Source organism: Nocardia spumae (genome assembly GCF_020733635.1).
GTDB classification, from domain to species: domain Bacteria; phylum Actinomycetota; class Actinomycetes; order Mycobacteriales; family Mycobacteriaceae; genus Nocardia; species Nocardia spumae.
The window spans coordinates 902,871-916,341 of record NZ_JAJFZL010000001.1; the positions used below are offsets into that span (position 1 = coordinate 902,871).

16 protein-coding genes are annotated in these 13,471 nt (G+C 68.9%); 5 read left to right on the plus strand and 11 right to left on the minus strand.

Annotated elements, in window-relative coordinates:
- Window positions 1-7 precede the first annotated feature (7 nt).
- From LKD76_RS03970 to LKD76_RS04005, 8 genes are all read right to left on the minus strand, one after another.
- Window positions 8-850, minus strand: coding sequence for an ABC transporter permease (locus LKD76_RS03970; RefSeq protein ID WP_372465737.1), 843 nt, complete (start codon window positions 848-850; stop codon window positions 8-10).
- Between the two features lie 35 nt (window positions 851-885).
- Complete coding sequence (locus tag LKD76_RS03975; protein WP_227979568.1) at window positions 886-1,896, minus strand: ATP-binding cassette domain-containing protein; 1,011 nt, start codon at window positions 1,894-1,896, stop codon at window positions 886-888.
- A 114-nt stretch (window positions 1,897-2,010) separates the two neighbouring features.
- A complete protein-coding gene (menE, locus tag LKD76_RS03980; RefSeq protein ID WP_227985085.1) occupies window positions 2,011-3,159 on the minus strand; it encodes an o-succinylbenzoate--CoA ligase in 1,149 nt (382 codons plus the stop codon).
- A 103-nt stretch (window positions 3,160-3,262) separates the two neighbouring features.
- Window positions 3,263-3,613 (minus strand): DUF3349 domain-containing protein, encoded by a 351-nt coding sequence (locus LKD76_RS03985; RefSeq protein ID WP_372465739.1) that lies wholly within the window; start codon window positions 3,611-3,613, stop codon window positions 3,263-3,265.
- A 46-nt stretch (window positions 3,614-3,659) separates the two neighbouring features.
- Complete coding sequence (locus LKD76_RS03990; protein WP_227979569.1) at window positions 3,660-3,932, minus strand: hypothetical protein; 273 nt, start codon at window positions 3,930-3,932, stop codon at window positions 3,660-3,662.
- On the minus strand, window positions 3,932-5,338 hold the full coding sequence (locus tag LKD76_RS03995; protein ID WP_227979570.1) for an inorganic phosphate transporter: 1,407 nt from the start codon (window positions 5,336-5,338) through the stop codon (window positions 3,932-3,934). Before LKD76_RS03995 ends, LKD76_RS03990 begins: the two co-directional genes overlap by 1 nt.
- 107 nt (window positions 5,339-5,445) lie before the next feature.
- Window positions 5,446-5,841 (minus strand): VOC family protein, encoded by a 396-nt coding sequence (locus LKD76_RS04000; RefSeq protein ID WP_227979571.1) that lies wholly within the window; start codon window positions 5,839-5,841, stop codon window positions 5,446-5,448.
- A 39-nt stretch (window positions 5,842-5,880) separates the two neighbouring features.
- Window positions 5,881-6,783, minus strand: a complete 903-nt coding sequence (locus LKD76_RS04005) for a 1,4-dihydroxy-2-naphthoyl-CoA synthase (RefSeq protein WP_227985087.1) — start codon at window positions 6,781-6,783, stop codon at window positions 5,881-5,883.
- A gap of 142 nt (window positions 6,784-6,925) precedes the next feature.
- Between LKD76_RS04005 and LKD76_RS04010 the strand changes: the two genes are divergently transcribed.
- On the plus strand, window positions 6,926-7,582 hold the full coding sequence (locus tag LKD76_RS04010; protein ID WP_227979572.1) for a PaaI family thioesterase: 657 nt from the start codon (window positions 6,926-6,928) through the stop codon (window positions 7,580-7,582).
- An 85-nt stretch (window positions 7,583-7,667) separates the two neighbouring features.
- Window positions 7,668-8,114, plus strand: a complete 447-nt coding sequence (locus LKD76_RS04015; protein WP_227979573.1) for a DUF6918 family protein — start codon at window positions 7,668-7,670, stop codon at window positions 8,112-8,114.
- A gap of 81 nt (window positions 8,115-8,195) precedes the next feature.
- Here the strand turns inward: LKD76_RS04015 and LKD76_RS04020 are convergent, their stop codons facing one another.
- Complete coding sequence (locus tag LKD76_RS04020) at window positions 8,196-9,017, minus strand: siderophore-interacting protein (RefSeq protein ID WP_227979574.1); 822 nt, start codon at window positions 9,015-9,017, stop codon at window positions 8,196-8,198.
- Between the two features lie 88 nt (window positions 9,018-9,105).
- Between LKD76_RS04020 and menD the strand changes: the two genes are divergently transcribed.
- The gene (gene menD / locus LKD76_RS04025; RefSeq protein WP_227979575.1) at window positions 9,106-10,731 is read left to right on the plus strand and encodes a 2-succinyl-5-enolpyruvyl-6-hydroxy-3-cyclohexene-1-carboxylic-acid synthase; all 1,626 of its coding nucleotides are present in this window, start codon (window positions 9,106-9,108) and stop codon (window positions 10,729-10,731) included.
- On the opposite strand, the gene LKD76_RS04030 is transcribed toward menD, so the two are convergent.
- Window positions 10,725-10,934 carry an Rv3202a family protein gene (locus LKD76_RS04030; RefSeq protein ID WP_227979576.1) on the minus strand — a complete coding sequence of 70 codons (210 nt, stop codon included), beginning with the start codon at window positions 10,932-10,934 and terminating at the stop codon, window positions 10,725-10,727. The two genes, menD and LKD76_RS04030, sit on opposite strands and share 7 nt — an antisense overlap.
- Before the next feature lie 187 nt (window positions 10,935-11,121).
- On the opposite strand from LKD76_RS04030, the gene LKD76_RS04035 reads away from it, so the two are divergent.
- Window positions 11,122-11,703, plus strand: coding sequence for a TIGR03086 family metal-binding protein (locus LKD76_RS04035; RefSeq protein WP_227979577.1), 582 nt, complete (start codon window positions 11,122-11,124; stop codon window positions 11,701-11,703).
- Window positions 11,704-11,739: 36 nt separating this feature from the next.
- Here the strand turns inward: LKD76_RS04035 and LKD76_RS04040 are convergent, their stop codons facing one another.
- Window positions 11,740-12,351 carry a TetR/AcrR family transcriptional regulator gene (locus tag LKD76_RS04040; protein ID WP_227979578.1) on the minus strand — a complete coding sequence of 204 codons (612 nt, stop codon included), beginning with the start codon at window positions 12,349-12,351 and terminating at the stop codon, window positions 11,740-11,742.
- An 84-nt stretch (window positions 12,352-12,435) separates the two neighbouring features.
- Between LKD76_RS04040 and LKD76_RS04045 the strand changes: the two genes are divergently transcribed.
- Entirely contained in the window at window positions 12,436-13,470 is a 1,035-nt protein-coding gene (locus tag LKD76_RS04045) for an aldo/keto reductase (RefSeq protein ID WP_227979579.1), read from the plus strand.
- Window position 13,471 lies beyond the last annotated feature (1 nt).

Sequence of the window (13,471 nt, forward strand, 5' to 3'; positions counted from 1 at the left end):
GGGAGATTCACGCCCGGCGCATGTAGGCGCGAATGGCCAGCGGGGCGAAGATCGCGATCACGACCACCGATCCGACCAGGCACCAGAGCAGGTTGCTGCTGTAGACGTTGCCGTTCATCAGTTCGCGGCACGAATTCACCATGTAATACACGGGATTGGCCTTGTTGATGGCCTGCATCCAGCCGGGCATGGTGCTGACGAGTGCGAACGCGCCCGACATGAAGGTCAGCGGGAACATGATCATCATCGAGATGCCCTGCACCGACGCGGCGCTCTTACCGGTGACGCCGACCAGCGCCCAGATCCAGCTGACCGCGAACGAGCAGAACACGACGACCAGACCGGCGGCGACGACACCGAGCACACCGCCGGCGGGCCGGTAGCCGATGATCAGGCCGACGACGATGGTCAGCGTCGTGGCCAGACCGTAGCGCACCATATCGGCGACGAGTGCGCCCGCCAGGGCCGAAACCCTCGCGATGGGAAGGGATTTGAAGCGGTCGAAAACGCCCTTGTCCATATCCTCACGCAGCTGGGTGCCGGTGACGACGGAGGTGAGCACGACCGTCTGGACCAGGATGCCCGGAATCAGCACCGGTAGATAGGCATGCACACTGCCACCGATCGCGCCGCCGAAGATGTAGGCGAACAGCGCGGTGAACAGGATCGGCTGAATCGTCACGTCGAACAGCTGTTCCGGATTGTGCTTGATCTTGAGGATGCCGCGGTAGGCCATGGTCAGCGAATTGGCGATCGCCTGACGCAACGAGATGTGGTTGCTGACAACCGGTATCGCGGCTCGGGCCGCGTGCCGGCCGGTGGCGGCGGGTGCGGGAAGTGTGGTGGTCACGATGAGTCCTTCGGGTGTGGGTGGGTGGCGAGAGGTCAGGCCGCGGGGGATGCGGTGTCGGCGGCGTCGGTGTCGGCGCCGTGGCCGGTGATGGCGAAGAACACCTCGTCGAGGCTCGGCTTGCTGACGGTGATCTCGTCGACCCGGATATCGTTGTCGCGCAGGCGGATCAGCAGGTCGGCGGTGACGCTCGGATCGCTCAGCGGTGCGGTGACCCGTCCGGCCTCCGGGGTGATGCTGGCGTCGACCAGCTTGCCCTCGGCGCGGGAGAGGAATTCGCCGATCACGGTGCGGGCCAGTTCGATCCGCGTGGTATCGGCGACGGTGATCTGCAAGGCGGACTGGCCGACCGAGGCCTTGAGCTCGTCGGAGGTGCCGTCGGCGATCACCTTGCCGCGGTCGATGACCGCGATCCGATCGGCCAGCTGGTCGGCCTCGTCCAGATACTGCGTGGTCAGCAGCACGGTGGCGCCCTCACGGACCAGCCGGCGGATGGTCTCCCACATCTGGGCGCGAGTGCGCGGGTCCAGACCGGTGGTGGGCTCGTCGAGGAACAGCAGCGGCGGGGTGGCGATCAGGCTGGCCGCCAGATCGAGCCGGCGCCGCATACCGCCGGAGAAGTTCTCCAGCGCCTTGTTCGCGGCCTCGGTGAGCCCGAATTCCTCGAGCAGTTCGGCGGATTTGCGCTTGGCCTCGGCGCGGCCCAGCCCGAGCAGCCGGGAGAAGATCATGAGATTCTCGGTGGCGCTGAGTTTCTCGTCGACCGAGGCGTACTGCCCGGTGACGCCGATCAGCGAGCGGACCGCGGTCGGCTCGGACACGACATCGTGGCCGAAGATGCGGGCCCGGCCGCCGTCGGGCCGCAGCAGGGTGGCGAGCATGCGGATGGTGGTGGTCTTGCCGGCCCCGTTCGGGCCGAGCACGCCGTAGACGGCGCCCTGCGGCACCGCCAGGCTCACGCCGTCGACGGCGCGGTGCTCCCCGAAGACCTTGACCAGCCCGTCCGCCTCGATGGCGAGTGCGTCAGCAGGTGCGTTAGAAGTCATGGCACTACTGTGCGAGGCCGGTCTTGCACCCGGCTTGCGCCGCTGTTGCGTGCCCACGCAAGAGCGCTGTCGACCGCCTTGCGTCTACCGCGACCTGCGGATTCTTGGGGAAGTCTAGGAGCCGGTCCGCTCCTGAGCCGCCTGCTCGAGGAGGTGGTCGCGCAACAGCGCGCGGTTCGGTTTACCCGGCCCGCGCATCGGGATCTCGTCGACGACCGCGAGTTCGCGCGGTGCGGCGATCGGATCCAGTTCGGCCACCACATGGGCGCGCAGTTCGTCGAGGGTCGGGGTGGTTCCCGGGTTGGGCACCACCGCCACGGCGACCCGCTGGCCCAGCCGGGGATCCGGCAACCCCAGCACCACGGCCTCGTTGATCGCCGGATGGGTGGCCAGTACGGCCTCGACCACCTGCGGAATCACCAGGAGGCCGCCGGTCATGATCGCCTCGTCCAGCCGTCCGCTGATGGTCAGCACGCCGTCGTCGAAGGTGCCGGCGTCGTCGGTGCGGAACCAGCCGGGCTCGGCGAAGGCGGGATGGTCGGGGATACCGCGATAGCCCTTGGCCAGCATGGTGCCGCCCAGCAGCACCCGGCCGTCCTCGATTCGCACCTTCGCACCCGCCAGCGGTACGCCCTCGTAGACGCAGCCGCCGCAGGTCTCGCTCATCCCGTAGGTGCGGACCACGTTGATCCCGGCCGCGCGGGCTCGGTCGAGGACCGGCTTGGGAGTGGCCGCGCCGCCCACGAGAACCGCGTCCAGCGCGGCCAGTGCCTGCACGCCGACCGGATCGTCGAGTGCCTTGATGAGCTGGGTCGGTACCAGCGAGGTGTAGCGGCGCGGACCCGTCATCCCGGCCACCGCGGTCGCCAGTCCGCCGGGCAGGAATCCGCCGGAGACATCGAGGACGACCGGATCGGTGCCGGCCTGAATACTGCGCAGCAGCACCTGCACACCGGCGATGTGATGGGTCGGCAGGGCCAGCAGCCACTGTCCGGGACCGCCCAGGCGGTCGTGAGTGGCGTCGCCGCTGGCCCGCAGGGCGGCCGAACTCAGCATCGCGCCCTTGGGCACGCCGGTGGTGCCGGAGGTCGTGACCACCAGGGCCACCTCGTCATCGATTTCCTCACCCGGGCGCAGCGCGCTGGACAGGCGATGGGATTCACGGCGATCGCCGGTGGGGATCGGCAGCCACGCCGGACCGTTGCCCTCCAAGGCCGCCCGCAGATGCGGCAGGACCTCGCCCACCGCGGCTCCGGTAGGCATGGGGAGGGTCCGCAGGGTGGTGCTCACGTTCGCGATGGTGTCATGTCGAGGTCGATGACCCGTGAACGGGTCCGCACTTCCTTCACTGGAATAGGGGAGAAGGTCAGTCCGACGTCGGTGTCGCCAGTGGCCAGCCACCAGCTGCCAGGTGAGATGCCACTCGTGCGATATCGTCCTCGCCCGGCAGCTCCTTGGCAACTCGGGCGATGGCCGCCTCGATCTCGTGCCGGGCGATCTCGTCGTCACCGGCGCGTTCGCGGACCAGCTCCTCGACGACCAGATGTACCTCGTAGTCGGTGAGCCGGCGGTGCAGGACCGCGAGCAGTGCGACATAGTCCGACTGGGGCACACCCTGCGGATATCCCGCGCGCAGCCAGCCCAGGACCTTCTGCAGCACCGAGGGCGCGGTCTCGGCGGGCTCCGGTTGCTGTGGTGATGCGGATTCGGTAGTCACGATGTCCTTTCGACGGTCGAGGCGCTGCCGCCCGGGCAGCTCGGTCTCAACCGAACAGATGAATGCCGAGTCGCGCGGCCAGGAAATCCTTGGCAACGAACAACACTCCGGCGATGACGGTCAGCAGTACCACCGCATAACACAACCCCGCGCAGGCCGCGGCCGCACGTCGGCGCGTGGACGCGGGCTGTGGCGCATCCGCGGCGAGGGAGTGCAGGCGCACGCCCAGTGCGAAGATCGCCGGCAGTCCCGCGCCGAAGAGCAGTGCCGCGGCGGTGACGCGCCACAGTTCGGTCAGATCGTCGATCAGGGTCTGCATCAGAGCTTCCTCGCCGTGCGACGCGATGCCGCGGAGTCGTCGCGAATGGTCGGCACAGCGGGACCGGACTGCCCGTCGGCATGGACGTGAGGAGTGCCGGAATCGTTCCCCTCGGGGCCGGGCTCAGCGATCGGCGACGGTGGCTCCTCGCCGCGGGGGGACTCGCTCCCAGTACCCGGGTCGCCGGGGTGCGCGGGGGCGGTGGCGTCGGGCCGAGCGGCCGGGGTGGTGTCGGATGCGGTGGAGTCGGCGCGCTCCACCCCCGGCAGATTCGTCCACTGCTCGTTGACATTCGCCGCGTGCACGGGGGTTCGGCGCGAGCGCAGATAGATCAGCCCGGCCATCACGATCAGGATCGCGAAGACCACCAGCACGCCGGGCAGGCCGCCGATACCGTGTGCCAGCGCCCAGCAGATCGCGCCGACCAGACCGGCCAGCGGCAGGGTGAACACCCACGCCACCACCATGCGGCCGAGTACCGACCAGCGGACCTCGGCGCCGGGCCGGCCGATACCGGTGCCCAGGATCGCGCCGGTGACCGTCTGCGTGGTCGACAGCGGCAGTCCGAAATGCGCCGAGGTGAGAATGATCGCGGCACTGGTGGATTCGGCGGCCAGGCCCTGCGGCGGGGTGATGTCGACCAGCCCCTTGCCGAGGGTGCGGATGATGCGCCAACCGCCCAGTGAGGTGCCCGCGGCGATGGCGACCGCGCAGGCCACGATCACCCACAGCGGCAGTTCGTCGGAGGGCTGGGCCGATCCGTAGGCGATGAGTGCCAGGAAGATGATGCCCATGGTCTTCTGCGCGTCGTTGGTGCCGTGCGCCAGCGACACCAGTGAGGCGGAACCGACCTGCCCCCACTTGAATCCCCGGTCGACCACGTTCGGATCGCTGCTGCGGGTGATCCGGTACACCAGCCAGGTCCCGACCGAGGCGACCAGCGCCGCGACGATGGGGGCGAGCACCGCCGGCACGATGATCTTGGTGAGCACGCCCTTGTTGCCGGCCGACCAGATCACCCCGCTCCAGCCGAGTGCCGCGATGGTGGCGCCGATCAAACCGCCGAACAGGGCGTGCGACGAACTCGACGGCAGACCGAACAGCCAGGTCAGCAGATTCCACAGAATGCCGCCGACGAGCCCGGCGAAGACGATGGTGAGAAGATCCGCGCCACCGACCTCGTCGAGTCGCACGATTCCGTCGGCGACGGTGGCGGCGACCTCCACACTGAGGAACGCGCCGATCAGATTGAGTCCGCCCGAGAGCAGGACGGCGGTGCGTGGGCGTAGTGCTCCGGTCGCGATCGACGTCGCCATGGCGTTGGCGGTGTCGTGGAAGCCGTTGGTGAAGTCGAAAACGAGAGCCGTGACGACGACGATGAGCAGAACGAATAGTTCGGCGGTCACGCATCCAGTGTGCGTTATCGATCCGTTAATGCCGTTGCCAGGCTGCCGACATGTCCGACCGAGCGGGATGGTAAGGCGGCTTCGGGCGGTTCGCGTGGATCGGGCGATCAGTCCGCCGGCCTGCGGCTGTCACGCCGCAGCGGATGTTCGGCGGGCACTTCCACCAGGACGACAGGCACCCCGTCGGGATCCTTCAGCCACATCTCGATCAGTCCCCACGGCTCGCGCACGGGCGCGCGATCGATCGGCACGCCGCGCAGAGCCAGCTCGGTGGCCGCGATCCCGGCATCGCGCACCTGCAACCACACAGCGCCCGCGAATCCGCTCGGCGCATCCGCGGCGCGCCCGTGCGCCGCCACTTCGAGCAGCGATTGCCCGGCGAAGAACACCGTTCCGCCGGGGTACTCCCGGGCGATCGCCAACTCCAGCGCATCCCGGTAGAACGCCAGTGTGCGTTCGTAATTCACCGGGCGCAGAATGATCCGGCTGCTGAGGATGTCCACAGTGTGAGCGTAGGCGGGGCGCCCCGCCTACGCGGCGAATCAGAAGTAGTACGGGTAGGGGGACCAGTCGGGTGCGCGCTTCTCCAGGAACGAGTCGCGTCCCTCGATGGCCTCGTCGGTCATATAGGCCAGGCGGGTGGCCTCCCCGGCGAACAACTGCTGGCCGACCAGGCCGTCGTCGGTGAGGTTGAACGCGTACTTGAGCATGCGCTGTGCCTGCGGGGATTTGCCGAGGATGTCCGCGGTCCATTCCAGGGCCTCGTCCTCGAGCCGGTCGTGGTCGACGACCGCGTTCACCGCGCCCATGTGGTGCATCTGCTCGGCGGTGTAGGTGCGGCCGAGGAAGAAGATCTCCCGGGCGAACTTCTGGCCCACCATCTTCGCCAGGTAGGCGCTGCCGTAGCCGCCGTCGAAGCTGCCGACATCGGCGTCGGTCTGCTTGAATCGGGCGTGCTCGCGGCTGGCCAGGGTCAGATCGCAGACCACGTGCAGACTGTGTCCGCCGCCCGCGGCCCAGCCGTTCACCAGTGCGATGACCACCTTGGGCATGAACCGGATCAGCCGCTGCACCTCGAGAATGTGCAGCCGCCCGGCCCGGGCCCGGTCGACCGATTCGGCGGTCTCCCCGTCGGCGTACTGATAGCCGCTGCGCCCGCGGATGCGCTGGTCGCCGCCCGAACAGAACGCCCACCCGCCGTCCTTGGGGCTGGGGCCGTTTCCGGTGAGCAGCACCGCGCCCACATCGGGGCTCGTGCGCGCGTGCTCGAGCGCGCGGTAGAGCTCGTCGACCGTATGCGGCCGGAAGGCGTTGCGCACCTCCGGGCGATCGAACGCCACACGTACCGTGCCTTGCTCGATGTGCCGGTGGTAGGTGATGTCGGTCAGGTCCTCGAAACCCGCGACGGGCTCCCAGAGTTTCGGATTGAACGTCACCCGAGCCATCATGCACCCCGCCTGTCACCGGTATCGCGCCCGCGCCGCCGCCGATCGCCGAGGATGTGATGTTCGTCCGCTTCCGCCCGGTATCGGCGCGCTACCGACGAGTCGGGTTGGACGGTGTAAGAACTGGGGTTACCGTGCAAGGATGAGCGAGCGAGTGGAACCGGTGATCGACACCAGTGCGATCGACGGCGATCGGTACGACAAGCACGGTGGCTTCCCGAAGGTCGTCGAGGCCGAGCCGGGTGCGAACTTCGCGCCGTTCCTCGAGGCGATGCGCACCCTGCAGGATCTGACCGTCTCCGCCGACTGCCCCGACGAAGTGTTCGGTGCGGCACTCGATCAGGCCCGCGCGCTGATCGATCTCCTCGAGCCCTACCGCGCACCGGAATTGCAGGGTCCCGCGGGCCGGGTGCCGTCGCTGCCGGGCCGGGGCAGTCTGCTCATGCCGCCCTGGCTCGTCACCGAGGCCGGGCCGACCGGCGTCCGGATGCACGGCGAATTCCGCCGGTATCACCTCGGCGGCAACAACGCCGTGCACGGGGGCGTGCTGCCGCTGCTGTTCGACGATCTGTTCGGCTCCCTGGTGCACTACGCCGGGCGTCCCATCAGCCGTACGGCATTCCTGCACGTCAACTACCGAAAGGTGACTCCGCTGGAGACGCCGCTGGTGGTCGAGGGCACCGTCGATCGGGTGGAAGGACGCAAAACTTTCGTCTCCGCGCGCCTGCGCGATGAATCCGAAACGTTGCTCGCGGATTGTGAAGGGCTCATGGTGCAGTTGCTGCCTTGGCAGCCGTGACAGGTGAGGACAGTGTGTCCGCTGCGTCCGGTGCGTATAGTTGCCTGCGCTCGCTCATCGAAAAACTATCCGGAGGAACCTGAAAGTGGTTGCAGCACTGTCTGAATCCCTGCTCGATGACGCCAAACGCCCGGCCTTCCTGGCCGATGCCCAGGAAGTCCTGGATGCGGAGGTGTCCGATAAGGGGGGCGCGTCGGGCCTGGCCGTGAAGGGCGGCTACGCCGCGGTGAAGAAGGTCAGCCCGACCATCGTCTCGGACGCGCTGGAGTCGTTCGCGCCGAAGTTCGTCGAGCAGCTGGAGCCCTACTGGGCCCAGTACCAGGCGTCGGGTAACGGTTCGTTCGCCGACCTGCTGGTCGCCAACTCCGACGAGGTTGCCGAGTCGCTGCTCGCGGTGACCGACGCTCGTGCCGAGGCTTCTTCGCGTCCCGCGCTGAAGAAGGCGTACTCCTCGCTGCGTTCGTCGGCGAAAAAGCATGTGACCGAGGCGCTCCCGCGGCTCGGCGAGCTGGTCCAGCGGCACGCCGGCTGAGTTGCTCTTGTGTGACCTCGTCGTCCGATATCCGGATGGGATGTGATCCCGGGTATCGGACGACGGGGGTCGCCGCGCCGGTCAGCCCGGTGCGGATTTTCCGAACCGCCAGTACCCCGTGAAGGTGATGTCCGCCTTGGCGATACCGCGTTCGACGAGGTGCCGCCGCAGTCCCGACGCCAGCTTCTGCTCGCCGGCCAGGAACGCGTGCACCCCGCTCGCGGCGATCTCGGCGGTCCGCACGGCATCCAGCGCGAGGCTGCCGACCTCGGCCCCCGGCTCGTCGCGGACCAGCCAATTCACCTGTACCCCTTCCGGTTCACCCAGTTCCTGGGCGTCGTCGGGATGGGTGATCTCCACATAGACCGCACCCTGTAGCTCGCGTGGCGCCGACCGCAGAATGCCCGCGATCGCCGGCAATGCGCTCTCGTCGCCGGCCAGCAGTGCCCACGAATTGCGTTGCGGTGCTCGGTACATGACGCCCTCGTCGAGCAGGCCGACCGCTGTACCGGGGGTGGCGTTCACCGCCCAGTCGCAGGCCGGCGTGTCCTCGCCGTGCATGGCGAAGTCGATGTCCAGCTCGGCGGTTTCGCCGAATTCGCCCTGGCCGGCCGGGCGGAATTCACGCACGGTGTAGTTGCGCACCACCGGCCGGTGTTCTTTCCCCATCATCAGCCACTGGGCGTACCAGAGATTGCTCGCGGCCGAGGGCAGTTGCAATTCCCCGTCGCGCGGCAGGAACAGCCGGAACCACTGGTCGAAACCCATCGGGGTGAAATCGCCGAGTTCCGCGCCGCCCACGGTGACCCGGACGAAGTTCGGGCTGATTCGTTTGCTCGCCAGCACCTCGGCGGTGCGGATCCGCCGCTTCTCGGGCTTGACGTACTTGGTGCGCTTCGCCATCGTCTTAGGTTAGCAAAACCTAAGTAGCGGAGCCGGGTGTGAGCGGGCCGACGTGCCATTCGGCCCGGAGGTCTGACAGTCTGAGGGTGTGAATCCGTCGACAGCACAGGCCCAGGTCGTAGTGGACGAGCTGGTGCGCGGGGGTGTGCGCGATGTCGTGCTGTGCCCGGGCTCGCGCAACGCGCCCCTGGCCTTCGCGCTGCAGGCGGCCGATGCCGCCGGGCGGCTGCGACTGCACATGCGGATCGACGAGCGCACCGCGGGCTTCCTCGCGATCGGCATGGCGATCTCCACCGGCGCTCCCGTGCCGGTGGTGATGACCTCCGGTACCGCCGTCGCCAATCTCGGGCCCGCCGTGCTGGAGGCCAACTACGCCCGCCAGCCCCTGATCGTGCTCAGCGCCAATCGCCCCTACGAGATGCTGGGCAGTGGCGCCAACCAGACCGTGGAGCAGTTCGGCCTGTTCGGTAGTCAGGTGCGGGCCGCGATCAGCCTGGGACTGGCCGAGGAGGAAGCGGACTACCGTAGCCAGAACAGCGTGTGGCGAGCGGCGGTCTGCCGCGTCCTGGCCGCGGCGCGCGGCACCCGCTCGGGCAATGCCGGACCGGTGCATTTCGATATTCCGCTGCGTGAGCCGCTGGTGCCCGACGCCGCGGTGGGGGAACCGATTCCGGGCGGCCGTGCCGGCGACGCGCCGTGGACCGAGACCCAGTACGCGACCCTGGACGTGCCGCTCGATATCGACCTGACACCCGACACCGTCGTCATCTCCGGGCACGGTACCGGCTATCGCGCCGAACTGGCGCAGCTGCCGACGGTGGCCGAGCCCACCGCGGCGATGCCGGGGCCGGCGCTGCATCCCCTGGTGTTGCCGCTGCTGAAGCCGAAGCAGGCCATCATCACCGGCCGTCCGACGCTGCATCGCCAGGTGTCGAAGGTGCTGGCCGATCCGGATGTCACGGTCTTCGCGCTGACCACCGGACCGCGCTGGCCCGATGTCTCCGGCAATGTGGTCGGCACCGGCACCCGGGCGGTCACCGCGGGCGCGCCGCGTCCGGAGTGGCTGCAACGCTGCCGCGACCTGGATGCCGCGGCCTGCGGCGTGGTGCGCACCGAATTGGCCCGCCACCCCAAGCCGACCGGTCTGCATGTGGCCTCGGTGGTGATGGACGCGCTGCGCGACGGTGATCAACTGCTGCTCGGCGCCTCGAATCCGGTGCGCGACGCGGCACTGGTCTCCCATCCGCGACCCGGTATCAAGGTGCTGTCCAATCGCGGTGTCGCCGGTATCGACGGCACGGTGTCCACCGCCGTCGGCGCGGCGCTGAGCCATCCCGGCCGGACGTTCGCGCTGATCGGTGATCTGACCTTCCTGCACGACGCGTCGGGCCTGCTGATCGGGCCGGGTGAGCCGCGCCCGCTGGACCTGACCATCGTGGTCGCCAACGACGACGGTGGCGGCATCTTCGAACTACTCGAACAGGGCGATCCGCAGTACGCCGGCGTCTTCGAGCGCGTCTTCGGCACGCCGCACGGGATGGACCTGGCCGCGTTGTGCGCCGCCTATCGGATTCCGCACCGGCAGGTCGATCCCGCCGAGCTGGCGGCGGAACTGACCGGGCACGCACACGGGATCCGGGTGCTGGAGGTCGCGACCGAGCGTTCCAGCCTGCGCGAACTGCACGCCGCGGTGCGGGCCGGTATCGATCAGTAGCCGGAACCCGGCTCCTCGTACTCGTCGTCGAGCGGTACGGGGATGGACTGTTCGAGCAGATCCGCCTCGGCCGCCTCGCGGTCGGCGGTGCGGACAGCGGGCTCCAGCTCGGATTCCTCCGGTGCCACATCGAGATTCTGATCCAGTTGATCGGCCTCCGGAACGGCGTCCTCGGAGGCGTTCGCGGCGGTGTGATCGGTCATCGGCTGCTCCCTTCGGCTGAGGGTCCGCCCTGCCGGATCTGCCGATCCGGCACTGTCGAGGATGCCCCGACCGCCTCCGGCTGGCAACCCCGGCCGGTGGGTGGGGCACCGATGATTTTCGCGGGTTCGCCTCGTCGGCATGGGTGGATGCCTGCGTCCGGTCAGGCCGCGTTCGGAGGAGGAACACATGGCGACACCGCGATTCGATCTGGAGTCCGCGACCGATGCGATGGCCGGGGTGATCGCCGGTATCGGTGCGGAGGACCTGGCCGCGGCCACTCCGTGCCCGGATATGACCGTGCGCGATCTGCTGTTCCACGCGATCGACTTCACCGAGGCGTTCCGGCAGGGCGCCACCAAGGAGGGGGTCGGCCACTCGGCTCCGCCGCGGCCCGCCCCGGAGGGCGCGCTGCCCGACGGCTGGAGTGAACTGATCGGCACCCAGTTGAAGGCCCTGACCGAGGCCTGGCGTGATCCGGCGGCCTGGGAGGGCGATACCGAGGTCGGCGGCGTCACCGCACCCGCGGCCGCGATCGCGGGATTCGCCCTCGACGAGGTGGTGGTGCACAGCTGGGATCTGGCCCGCGCCACCGGACAGGACTACCGCCCGGCCGACGCCGATGTGGCGGTGCTGCTCGAACAGTTCCGCGATACGCCGCGCGAGGGCGTTCCGGGCCTGTTCGGACCCGTGGTCGAGGTGCCCGCCGACGCGCCGGACTGGGCTCGGCTGCTCGGATTGACGGGGCGCGATCCCGGCTGGCGTCCCTGAGGTCGCCGGCGGCCCCGAGGTCTGGGGGGCTCCCCGCTACCGGGTCAACAGTCCGGCCGCGGCGCTCGCCGCGGCGGCCTCGGCGGCCGTCACCGCGATCGCGTCGTCGATGGGGTCGCCGGAGGCGAGGAACCGGTAGTACAGCGGCGCCGAGACCGCGGAGAGGACCGCGCGGGTATCGGTCTCGGGGGTGAGTTCACCGCGTGCGATGGCGGTGGTGACGCACGGCGCCCATTCGGTGAGCCGGACGTCGTAGAACCGGTGCAGCGCCGCGGCGGTCTCCGGATCGCTGATCGCCGCGGCGATCAGCGCTTTGAACAGCGGCCCCTGGCGCGTATCGGTGAGGGTCGCGGCGACCAGCCGGGCGTTGGCGATCAGATCGCCGCGCAGGGTTCCGGTATCGGCGTGCGGCAGTGAGGTTTCCGCCATTTCGGTGAGCAGGTCGGCCACCAATCCGGCCGGGGTGCGCCAGCGCCGGTACACGGTGGTCTTGCCGACCTCCGCCCGTGCGGCCACCTCGCCCAGATCGAGGGTGGCGAAACCGCGTTCGGCGAGCAGATCACCCGCCGCTCGCAACACCGATTCGCGGACGCGGGCGGTGCGGCCGCCCGGCCGCACCGAACCGGGCGCGACCGTTTCGGAACTCATAATGGTCCTCCAGTTTCATTAGTGACTCCTTCAGTGTATCGTCTGCGGTGTTAATGAAACTTCAGTTCCGTTAGGGGTTTGATCATGGAGTATCGGCGACTGGGTGCCTCGGGGCTGCTCGTACCGGCCCTCAGCTTCGGCGCGGGCACCTTCGGTGGACGCGGAGAACTGTTCGGCGCGTGGGGCGATACCGATGCCGAGCAGGCGCGCCGGATGGTCGATGTGGCGCTGGACGCGGGCGTCACGATGTTCGACACCGCGGACGTGTACTCCGACGGTGCCTCGGAAGAGGTACTGGGCCAGGCGATTCGAGGCCGCCGCGATCGGGTCCTGTTGTCGACCAAAGCGTCACTGCCCACCGGGCCGGGACCCGCCGACAGCGGCTCCGGACGTGCCCGGTTGATCACCGCGGTCGAAGCGGCCCTGCGCCGGCTCGGCACCGACTACATCGACCTGTTCCAGTTGCACGCCTTCGATGCCGCGACGCCGGTCGAGGAGGTATCGGCCGCGCTCGGAGATCTGGTGCGGGCCGGGAAGATTCGCTATGTCGGCGCCTCCAACTTCGCGGGCTGGCAGTTGATGAAATCGCTCGCCGCGGCCGATCACGGAGGTCACCCCCGCTATATCGCGCATCAGGTGTACTACTCGCTGGTCGGGCGCGACTACGAATGGGAACTGATGCCCCTCGGCCGGGATCAGGGTGTCGGGGCGGTGGTGTGGAGTCCGCTGGGCTGGGGCAGATTGACGGGCAGAATTCGGCGCGGGCAACCACTTCCGGAGGGCAGCCGCCTGCACCGCACGGCCGAGGCCGGTCCGCCGGTGCGCGACGAGCTGCTCTACGACGTGGTCGACGTCCTCGACGAGATCGCCGCGGAAACCGGAAGATCAGTGCCGCAGATCGCGCTGAACTGGCTGCTGTCGCGTCCGACGGTCGCGACCGTCATTGTCGGCGCCCGCAACGAGGAGCAATTGCGGCAGAACCTGGGCGCGGTGGGGTGGGAGCTCGACGCCGCGCAGCGGGCTCGCCTGGACAAGGTCAGCGCCGTGACACCGCCCTATCCGTACTACCCCTACTATCGGCTGCCCGATTTCGCGCGGCTCAACCCGCCGCTGGTATAGC

Coding starts and splice junctions, on each gene's coding strand:
- LKD76_RS03975 (WP_227979568.1), bottom strand. CDS start 1,896: ATGACTTCTAACGCACCTGCTGACGCACTCGCCATCGAGGCGGACGGG.
- menE (WP_227985085.1), bottom strand. CDS start 3,159: ATGCCTACCGGAGCCGCGGTGGGCGAGGTCCTGCCGCATCTGCGGGCG.
- LKD76_RS03990 (WP_227979569.1), bottom strand. CDS start 3,932: ATGCAGACCCTGATCGACGATCTGACCGAACTGTGGCGCGTCACCGCC.
- LKD76_RS04005 (WP_227985087.1), bottom strand. CDS start 6,783: ATGGCTCGGGTGACGTTCAATCCGAAACTCTGGGAGCCCGTCGCGGGT.
- LKD76_RS04010 (WP_227979572.1), top strand. CDS start 6,926: ATGAGCGAGCGAGTGGAACCGGTGATCGACACCAGTGCGATCGACGGC.
- LKD76_RS04020 (WP_227979574.1), bottom strand. CDS start 9,017: ATGGCGAAGCGCACCAAGTACGTCAAGCCCGAGAAGCGGCGGATCCGC.
- LKD76_RS04030 (WP_227979576.1), bottom strand. CDS start 10,934: ATGACCGATCACACCGCCGCGAACGCCTCCGAGGACGCCGTTCCGGAG.
- LKD76_RS04035 (WP_227979577.1), top strand. CDS start 11,122: ATGGCGACACCGCGATTCGATCTGGAGTCCGCGACCGATGCGATGGCC.
- LKD76_RS04040 (WP_227979578.1), bottom strand. CDS start 12,351: ATGAGTTCCGAAACGGTCGCGCCCGGTTCGGTGCGGCCGGGCGGCCGC.
- LKD76_RS04045 (WP_227979579.1), top strand. CDS start 12,436: ATGGAGTATCGGCGACTGGGTGCCTCGGGGCTGCTCGTACCGGCCCTC.